Source organism: Magnetococcales bacterium, assembly GCA_015228935.1.
Classification (GTDB): Bacteria; Pseudomonadota; Magnetococcia; order Magnetococcales; family DC0425bin3; genus HA3dbin3.
The window spans coordinates 1-9,775 of the sequence record JADGCO010000133.1; the positions used below are offsets into that span (position 1 = coordinate 1).

The 9,775-nt window shown below is 57.7% G+C and carries 6 protein-coding genes; all 6 read right to left on the minus strand.

Annotation, left to right across the window (positions count from 1 at the left end; genetic code table 11):
- Positions 1-56 precede the first annotated feature (56 nt).
- Positions 57-1,055 (minus strand): flippase-like domain-containing protein, encoded by a 999-nt coding sequence (locus tag HQL65_18930; GenBank protein MBF0138312.1) that lies wholly within the window; start codon positions 1,053-1,055, stop codon positions 57-59.
- 124 nt (positions 1,056-1,179) lie between these two features.
- Positions 1,180-2,460 carry a TolC family protein gene (locus tag HQL65_18935; protein ID MBF0138313.1) on the minus strand — a complete coding sequence of 427 codons (1,281 nt, stop codon included), beginning with the start codon at positions 2,458-2,460 and terminating at the stop codon, positions 1,180-1,182.
- Between the two features lie 123 nt (positions 2,461-2,583).
- Positions 2,584-3,585, minus strand: coding sequence for an efflux RND transporter periplasmic adaptor subunit (locus HQL65_18940; protein ID MBF0138314.1), 1,002 nt, complete (start codon positions 3,583-3,585; stop codon positions 2,584-2,586).
- Positions 3,586-3,620: 35 nt separating this feature from the next.
- Positions 3,621-5,702, minus strand: a complete 2,082-nt coding sequence (locus HQL65_18945; protein ID MBF0138315.1) for an efflux RND transporter periplasmic adaptor subunit — start codon at positions 5,700-5,702, stop codon at positions 3,621-3,623.
- A gap of 118 nt (positions 5,703-5,820) precedes the next feature.
- Positions 5,821-8,973: a GAF domain-containing protein gene (locus HQL65_18950; GenBank protein ID MBF0138316.1), complete on the minus strand. Its 3,153-nt coding sequence runs from the start codon at positions 8,971-8,973 to the stop codon at positions 5,821-5,823.
- Positions 8,974-9,358: 385 nt separating this feature from the next.
- Positions 9,359-9,757 carry a hypothetical protein gene (locus tag HQL65_18955; GenBank protein MBF0138317.1) on the minus strand — a complete coding sequence of 133 codons (399 nt, stop codon included), beginning with the start codon at positions 9,755-9,757 and terminating at the stop codon, positions 9,359-9,361.
- Between the last annotated feature and the right edge of the window lie 18 nt (positions 9,758-9,775).

Below are 9,775 nucleotides of genomic sequence, written 5' to 3' on the forward strand. Positions count from 1 at the left end.
GACCTCCTTCCCAGTTTTTCAAACGTTTACTAAAATAGGGGGGCTGAATAGTTACACTATTTTTTCAGCTTGCGGGCACGCCACACAACCAGAAGGCCCGCCAAAAGGCAGTGCAGCATATTGATGGCAAAGACGCCCAGGGAGACCAGAATCACCTGCTCGGTGCTGGCACCACCGATTTCGTGCCAGAAAAAAAGGGCAACCAGCTCAGCCGGACCCCGCCCCTGAATGCTGAAGGGAAGCAGGGCCATCAGCATGATGGCCGGCGATCCGACCATGAACAGACTCCAGGGAATGATCATGCCAAAGGCACGTCCCACCAGCATGAAAATCAAACTGTTCAACAATACAAAGCCCATACTGATGAGGGAAGTGTTCCAGAGAAGTCGCGGACGCCGACCACTGACCCGGATGGCCTCCAAGACCTGGTTGCCATGCCCGGCCATGCGGCCCAGCAACCCTGGCGTGTCGGACGATACCTTCAGGACAGGCAGGCCTTTCCAAACCAGCAACAAAATCGTCCCAAACATGCCAGCCAGGGTGATGCCCATGATCGACACCATTGTGGCATGTTGTTGCAGATCCGCCCCGAACCAGAACAGGGCGGCAATGACAAAAGCGGAAAAATTGATCACCAGGCCCTGAAGACGCATCAGCAGCAAAGATGCCGCCGCATGATGTCGCCGCCCGGCTGGCACCAGGGTCAACCGGTACATGTCGCTGCCCACCCGACCGGGCACAAACGCATCAAAAAAACCCGCCTCCAGATGAATGATCTGCACCCAAAGCCACGGCCAGGCATTGCCGTCACTCTGGAGCAACACCTGCCAGCGCCAACCCTGCAAAAGAACAGGACCCAGTTGCAGAACAAAAGCCGCCACGATGAGTCGATAATCGGCCTGTCCCAGAATGGTCTGCAATTGCCGCCATTCAACCTTGGCAAAAATGGTACCCAATATGAGTACGGGTACCAGATACCGAATGACGCGCCACCAGAAACGACCGGAACGTATTGTGCGGATCGGATGTACTCCAAATGAATCGACTGGTTTCAAGGCAAGGCTTTGATTATCGCTTCGGCCATTCTGTCATGGGGTCCAGGGGGCCAAATGGGTGATCATGGCCCAAGTCAGAGAAGACCATCAACAATGATCAAGGCCTTCAGGGCAATACAGGCCTTCAGGGCAATACAGGATTTCCGGTTGCCCGGTCAAGGGTGGCCAGGGAGGTCAGATATCCTGCCTGCGCGGAAGTATAGCTGTTGCGGGTGGAGGTGAGCAAATCCATGGCATTCAGGACATCGGTGGCCGTTCCCAGTTGCTCGCGATAGCGGACCTGGTTGACCCGGTAGTTTTCCTCGGCCTGATCCAGGGATTGTTTCAGGACCTGGACCCGTTTGGCAGCCCCCTGGGTGTTCAGGTAAACCTGTTTGACCTCCAGCAGAATGGTTTCGATCAGCTCCCGAAATTTCAGGTCGGTCTGCCGGTTGGCGGCGCGTTGGGCCTCCACGAGCTGACTGGTGCGCCCCCACTCCCAGAAATCCCAGTTCACATTGAGGGTCACGCTCTCCCTGGAGTCGTTCGGGTTGTAGTGTACATCGTCGGCATCCAGGTTGTGGGTGGCACGCAAGGAAACGGAAGGCAACAGGGCCGCCTTGGTGATGGTCTCACTCAACTGACCGGTCTCCAAACCCAGGCGGGCACTTTCCAGATCGGCCCGGTTGGCCTTGGCCTGGGCAAAAGCCTCCTCCAGGGTCACCGGAATCTCCTGCCATTCCAGGGTACCCGTAAAATCGACCGGGGCATCCAAGGGACGTTGCAACAATCGGTTCAAACCGGATTTTGCCAGTTGCAGGGCATTGTCGGCTTCGATCAACCGCTGCTCGCCCCGTGCCACTTCCACCTGGGCCTGAAGAACCTCATTCCGCCAAAAGCGCCCTTCCCGATAAAATGCCTGGGCATTCTGCTCGTGCTGTTTGAGCCGTTCCAGGGCGGCCACCGCCTCCTTGTGCAGGGCCGTGGTCTCCAACAGCGTATACCAGGCCGCCTTGACTCTCTGCACCAGGGACCGTTTTTCGTTGAGCAGGTTCAGTTCCGCCTGCCGGGTTTCGAGAAGCGATTTTTTCCAACTGCCCTGCAAGGCTCCGCCGCTGTAGAGGGTCTGACTGACGTTCAGGGTGGTATTGTAGGTTTCGGCCAGTGAGCCACTGCGGGCCGTGTTGTGCAAAATATCGGTACGGCTTGTTCCCAGGGACAATTTGGGCAGCATGTTTTTGAAGGCTGCCTTGGCCAGGGCCTCCTTGTTTTTTTGTCCTTCGGTCTGCGCATCCAGGTTGAGATTTTCCCGGAAAGCGATTTCCAGGCTTTTTTCCAGGGTCAGGAGTTCGCCAGCCCCGCACAGCAACAACCAACCGACCCACGTCACCGCCACAATCCGTTGACCTTGCAGCGACCAATTCATGGCACACTCCCCCCATGATTCAGGATCGGATACCGTCCGGCCCATGACATATCCACAACCCGTTGACCTTGCAACGACCAATTCATGGCACACTCCCCCCATGATTCAGGATCGGATACCGGCTCATGGCACACTTCCCCAGTGTTTCAGGGTCAGATACCGTCCGGCCAGAATTTCACCTGGACCGGGCGTCAAGGACCAGATGACCCGACGCAGACCGCTGGCCCCATCGATGAACGGCATCACGCTCCGCACCTGGGCGGTCCCCACCACGCGACCTGCCGGTTCCATGACCTGAGTTTTTGTGCCGGGCTGGAGGGTCTTGACCAGTTCGGGTGGCACATCCATGGTCAATTCCAGGTTGGTCAGATCCGCCAGTTCGAGTACCGTGGCCCCGACGCCGACATACTCTCCCAGATGCGAAGCCAGGGCCACCACGACACCATCATAGGGCATGACCAGCTTGCACCCCTCGATGGCCAGACGAGCCGCCTCCCGGTCTGCCTCGGCCAGCTTGATCTGCGATCTGGCCTGGCGCACGGCATATTCGGACTCGGCCACCGCCATGTCGGAAACAATGTTGGCACTTTTCAGACGGGCATTCTTGTCGCGGCTGTGGATGGCCTGTTCCAGGGCCAGTTGCCCGTTGGCCAGGGTGGCTTCGGAGCGGACCAGGGTCACCCGGGCCGTGCTGTCATCAATGCGTGCCACCACCTGTCCCTTGCGTACCACATCCCCCTCTTTGGGCAGCAACACGATCCGTCCAGGTTGCGTAAAACCCAGTTTGGAACGTTGCGTGGCCATGGCCACGCCGCGCAAATGCACAAATGTCTCGCTTTCAATCGAGGATGTGGCGGGGGGCGCGGTCACCGCCGGGGTCCGGGTCGCCTGGGCACTCCCGGCGGGTGTTACCAGGGTCCGGGTCGCCTGGGCACTCCCGGCGGGTGTTACCAGGGTCCGGGTCGCCTGGGCACTCCCGGCGGGTGTCACCGGGGCCGGATCGTGGGTCCCGGAGGAAATCGTTGTCCCGGTCGCTGCGGCGGCCAGGACCGGGCAAGACCCGCTGACCGCCCAGAACAACAGACCTGCAAGGAGACGGATCTTCCGTAAATGGGGCACCTTCATCCAGGCATTTCCTTTCAAGTCATCCAGAGGTGATGTCAAATCCAAAGATCCGCACGCAAACCCTGACGAATGGGACGCAGGATATGCAACCACAGGGGTACCTTCTCTCCGTATATCTTGACCTCCCCTTCGGTATCTGGTGGGGGAGACGGCATGGTATCGGGAATGTGCAGATGGATGCGTACCTGAAACAGGCGATTGTTGCCATCCATCCTGGTGACAGGTGTCACCCGCCACACCTTGCCGACCAGAATGGCCGGTGCATCCCCCCGCAATTGAATCAGGGCCGTATTGCCTTCCGCAACCAGAGCCAGATCCGCCTGGGACAAAACCACATTGATGTGGCGTTGCCGGGCCGGCATGAGTTTGAGGAGCGTGGTCCCGGCCCCAAAATACCGTCCCTCCAGATTGACGGGAGGCGGTCCCTCCACAAGCCAGTCACCCGCCGGAGCGGCAATGGTCAGATAACGGGCACGGTCAGCCAACGCCCGCATCTGTTCATCCACCAGACGCGCTTCAATATCCATGCGTTGCAGGAGTTTTCTGTCCCCGGTGGTCAGGGCGCGATTGCGATTCAGATCCTGGATCTGTCTGCGGGAGAGCAGGCGTGCCCTTTCCAGGTCCAGACCAGGTGCCCGCAAGGTGACCAGAGGTTGACCCGGGGCAACGGTCAAGCGCCGCCCGGCATCATAGTTGACCTGGGTCACAAAGCCCCCTTCCCGGGCATACACGGTCAAAAACTGCGCATCCACCTTGCCTTTGGTTGCAATGCTGATCTGCGGTGACCAGGCAAACAGAAGCACGCCGAACACAGCCAGACCTCCGGCAGTCGCCAGACGTCGCCGGGTGGTTTTGAACAGGGCGTTCATGCCCAACTCCTTCAGGGTTTTGGACCAACTGCCGGTCAGCATTTTGGTCAGTTTGGCCACCAACCACAAAAAAAGGACAATCCCCGCCATGCCAACAGAATTGGCTACCATGTCATAGAGCATGAAGCCCAATCCGGACATCAGGATGGTCAGATAGGTGACCGTCAGCGAACCGTAGATCAGGTAGATGCGCCGTTCCCGCCGGGTGGGACGCAGGGGAGTTTCATCCTGGATCCGGAACAGACGGGTCTTCAACCAGTGGGAGAACCAGTCGATGGCATTCTGGCGCAGATTGGGTACCTGGAGCCAGTCGCTCAGAATGTAATAGCCATCATATTTCAACAACGGATTGAGATTCATGAACAGGGAGGCAGCCGTGCTGATGGTCACCAGCATGAAAGCGGTCCGTCCCACCGGATTGTTGATATCGGTGACCAGCCAGACAAACACGGCACAAGCCGCCAGGACAAGTTCGATCCAGATGCCGGCCATGGCCACGTAGATTTTGTGGCGATTGTTTTCGAACATCCAGGCATCGTTGACATTGCAGTAGAGACAGGGCTGAAAAGCCAACAGCAAAAATCCCATGTCGTCCACATCGCCGCCATAATTTTTGCAGGTCAGGCCATGGGCGGTCTCATGGAAGGCGATGGCCGTCAGGGCCACGAGCCAGATTTTCAAAAAATTCCAGCCCCCCTCGGCCTGAAAGCGGAACACTTCCTGAAAGTCCTCACTGAAACGGGATGCCTGGGAAATGCCCACCAGAATGGCCACCCCCATCAGAAGCAGGCTGGCCTTGACGGTCATGGGCGTCCAGACCCAACGCAGATGGCCGACAATTTTTTCAAAGGCCGCGTTTGGATCGACCAGATGGAAACGCATCAGCATGAGGGAGCCCTGGGCCTGGAGCATCCGGCCTTTGCGGTCGGCCTTCATTTTTTCAAGAAGGGCAATGTTTTCCTCTTTTTTGGAGCGTTGCAGCAGTTTGAATTCACGGGCCGAATCGATCAGGCTGGCCAGGGCTTCCAGGTCATAGGCGTACTCATCGCTGGCCGCATCGAAGGCACTGACCAGTGCATCGTGATCCTTGCGACCATCAAACAGGGTCAGCATGAGATACTGGGCAGCATCAAAGCGGTAATAGGATCCGGAGTCCGGTTCCTTGAGAATGTAGGTAGTCTCACCCTGACTGTGATTTTTGCGAATCTTGACGTCGGCCCGCAGGGGAGGGGGTGGCGTTCCACTCATGGCCCGGGGTCTCCTGGCCTGAACCGCATCCACGCCCTTCCTCTTGGCGGGGTTTGGGGCAGCGCCCCAATAAAAATTTTTATTCTCCCAAATGGCATATTTTCAAAGTGGACGCGGTCTAGTAGCCGAACCAGAAGGAGAGGGTATTGACCAAACGCCGTTTGATGCGGACCAGGGCGGAGGTTTCCGGTGTGGTGATGATGGCCTGACCGGTCATGCCCGGGCGCAATTGTACGTCACTGTGGTCTATATGAACTTCGGCAACAAAGCCCTGCGGGGCCTTGGTATCCACGACCCCTTTTTCCAGGGCTTCCACGGGTATGGCGTAGGCACGACCCACATGGACAACATCGCCGGTGAATCCCTTGCCTGGCCGGGAACGTAAAACGCCACGCACTTTCTGGCCCGGCTGCACATCCAGGACATCCTCCTCGGGCAGTTCCACCATGATGGTAAACTGACTTGGATCAGCCAGGCGCAACACCTCGGCCCCAAGGGGAAAATCCCGTCCCACGAGTTCTTCCGGGCGAGGCGTCAAAACGATACCATCCATGGGTGCATGGATCGACACCAGGGCCATCTCTTCCTGCGCCCGGGCGAGTTCGGCCTGGGCGGCAATCCGTTCCACAACGGCCCGACTCATGGCCGCCATGTCCGAGGCGGCCTTGGCCTCGACAATCTGGCGTTCCAGGATACCCAGTTTGGATTCGGCCTCGACCAGACGCAGGCGGATCGGGGTGGCATCCAGGGTCAGCAGAAGGTCCCCTTTGCGAACCTGATTGGCTTCGTGGACCAGGGATTTTTCGACCCGTCCGGCCACGGGCAGGTAAACCCCGCGCCCAAAGCGGGCCTCGACCACACACGGCCCGGTGACCCAGCGAAAAACCGGCAGATAGTGCAGGGAGAAGGCGATCCCGACCAGAGCCATCCCGATCAGAACGGTTCGACGCCACCCGGCCAGCCAGGTCTTTCCCTTGCCACCCATTTTGCCCAGGACATCGGCAAAGGGGATGCGTTGAAACAGGCTGGCATTGCGCAGGGCCACGGTGGCCTGGGTGGCCAGGATCATGAGCATGTCTGATTTGTTGCCGCCGGCAAAATCGGCGGTCTGGCTCTCCATCCACATGACCCCCAGCGGGCCTTCCTCATCCTTGAGGGGGGCACTCCAGATGGCCGCCAAATGACTGGCCTCCATATAATCCGCCCAGGGATTTGCAGCGGTTCCGGTTTGCTGGCGATAGGCGGCCACGTTGGGAATGTAGGAGAGCCTTTCCGATTTGCGCACACTCTCCATCAGGCTCAACAGGTTTTTGTGTTCCGGCAGGCTCATGTCCACCTTGCGCCCGCCGGAGAGCATGGACAGAAAGAGTTCATCCTTTTTTTCTGAAAGGAGAGCAACGGCAGCGCCGGTGATGGGAACGAGTTCATTGGCCATGTTGACGACCATTCCCAGTACCTGATCCAGGTTCAGGGTGGAGGAGATTTGCCGGGAGACCTCCATGAGGGTTTTCATCTCCCGGACCCGGCTCTCTGTTTCCAGGAGGCGGGCATTGCGCACGGCGATGGAGGCCGACTGGGCCAGATCATCGACAAGATGTTGGTCCTCTTCGGTAAACCGTTTATCGACCCCGCTTTTTTTGTTGATGATCTGGATGGCCCCGAAGGCCTGCTCGCCATCGGCCAGCGGAACGCAGAGCATGGACCGGGTTTTGAAACCGGATTGTTCATCCACCGAGGCAGCGAAGCGCGGGTCCCGGGAACAATCCAGAACCACTTCAGGCTTGTTCGTGCCAATCACCTGACCGACGATCCCTTTATCTTTGGGCAGGCGCAACCCCATGATCCGGGTTTTGGCGGGGCCTTCTGCAAGGTGGCAGATATTCTGGCCGGAGCTGACATCCAGCATCCACATGGAGCCTGCCTCGGCTTCCAGAATTTCCACCACCCGGGTGAAGACAACCTCCATTACCTTTTTCATGCTGCCGGTACTGCGGACAAATTCTCGCGCCATGTCCCTGGAAAATTTCAGGCGATTCTGGACCTGGTTGACGGAATCCATGAGGCGGGCATTGCGCACGGCGATGGCTGCCGACAGGGCCAGATCGTCAACGATGCGCTGGTCTTCCTCGGTAAACTGCTTGTCCAGGCCACTCTTTTTATTGATGATCTGGATGGCACCAAAGGCATGATCCCCATCCACGAGCGGCACGCAGAGCATGGACTGGGTTTTGAAACCGGAGTGGGCGTCCACCGTGGCGGCAAAACGGGGATCCTTGGAACAATCCAGGACCACCTGGTGTTTGCCTGTGGTGATCACCTCGCCGACAATTCCCTGCTCTTTGGGCAGGCGCAACCCCAGGATGCGGGTTTTGGCGGGTCCTTCGGCCAGGTGGCAAATATTCTGACCGGAACCGGCATCCAGTATCCACAAGGACCCCGCTTCTGCTTCCAGAATTTCCACCACCCTGTTGAAGATGGTCTCCATCACCTTCTTCATGCTGCCGGTACTGCGCACAAATTCCCGGGTCATGTCCCGGGAAAATTTTGTCCGCTGCTGGACCTGGTTGACGGAATCCAGGACACGGGCATTGCGCACGGCAATGGCCGCCGACAAGGCCAGGTCTTCGACCATTCGCTGGTCTTCCGTGGTAAACTGCTTTTTGATTCCACTCTTTTTATTGATGATTTGAATGGCCCCAAAGGCATTGCTGCCAAACGCCAGCGGGACACAGAGCATGGATTGGGTCTTGAAGCCGGATCTTTGGTCCACACCAGCGGCAAAGCGTTTATCGCGGGTGCAGTCCAGAACCACTTCGGATCTGTTGGTGGTGATCACCTGGCCGACGATGCCTTCATTTCTGGGCAGACGCAAACCCAGAATCCGGCTTTTGGCGGGACCTTCCGCCAGGTGGCAGATGTTGAGTCCAGAGTGGTGATCCAGGAGCCAGAGAGATCCGGCCTCGGCCTCCAGAATTTCCACCACCCGGTTGAAAATCACCTCCATTACTTTTTTCATACTGCCGGTGCTGCGCACAAACTCCCGCGTCATGTCACGGGAAAACTTCAAGCGCTGGATTTCCTGTTGCAGCTCCATGACAGACATGGAGGCACTGGAACCTTCCAATGCCTCCACGGTCACCGGAACCGATTCCGTGGATTCGGGAAACGATTCTCTTTGATCCAACGACGAAACTGGATTTTCGTTGGTACTGTTTCCGGACTCTGAGTGACTGGGCTGGCCCTGATTGTTGGTTGGTGAATTGTCAGCCATCAGTTCAGAATCCACCTTCTATGGTACGATTGATGAGAAATCAAGCTCAAGGTGATTATTTCTCAACACTGCCGGGGGCGGCAAGGGTTCGAGAACAGGATGATTCGATCAATTGACCGCTTCTGACCGCTTCAGCAAGGGATCTTATTTGGCGGGCGGTTTTGGTCGATTCATCATATTTTTGATTCTTTGCGTCCTGGCACGGGCCTCGGCCTGCATTTGTTGTAGTTTTGCTTTATTTTTCAATGCATCTGCCTTGGCGGTCTTGAGAGCTTCCGACATTCCTTCCTCCTTGCCATTCAATGCCAGCAGGGGCTGGAAGAGGAAACCCTCTCCAGCCCCATACATCTACGAACCATGGACCTGGTAGAAAGAGACCATGGGCCTAAAAGGTTCCCGTGGTGCCGTCCGCGCTGATCCAGGTACCATGACCGTTGGCATCCCATGTCCCGGAGCTGCCGTCCGGATTCTGATAGGATCCAGAACCATCCGTGTTGTAGGTTGCCTTGTATCCATCGGTACCTTCACGGGTATAGTTGCCATTGGCATCGACAGTTTCGGTGGAACCATCAGGGTAAATATGCTGCGTGGAACCATCTGGATAGACAGTCGAAACATCGCCTGTCGGAGTCGTATGCATGACTGAGCCATCCGGCTGCTGAACATCCATGGAACCATCTGGATAGGTATAGGCTCCTTCCAGAGGAGGTGGTGGCACGTATTCACCTCCCGGCGGCGGGGGTGGTGGCACGTATTCACCTCCCGGCGGCGGGGGTGGTGGCACGTATTCACCTCCCGGCGG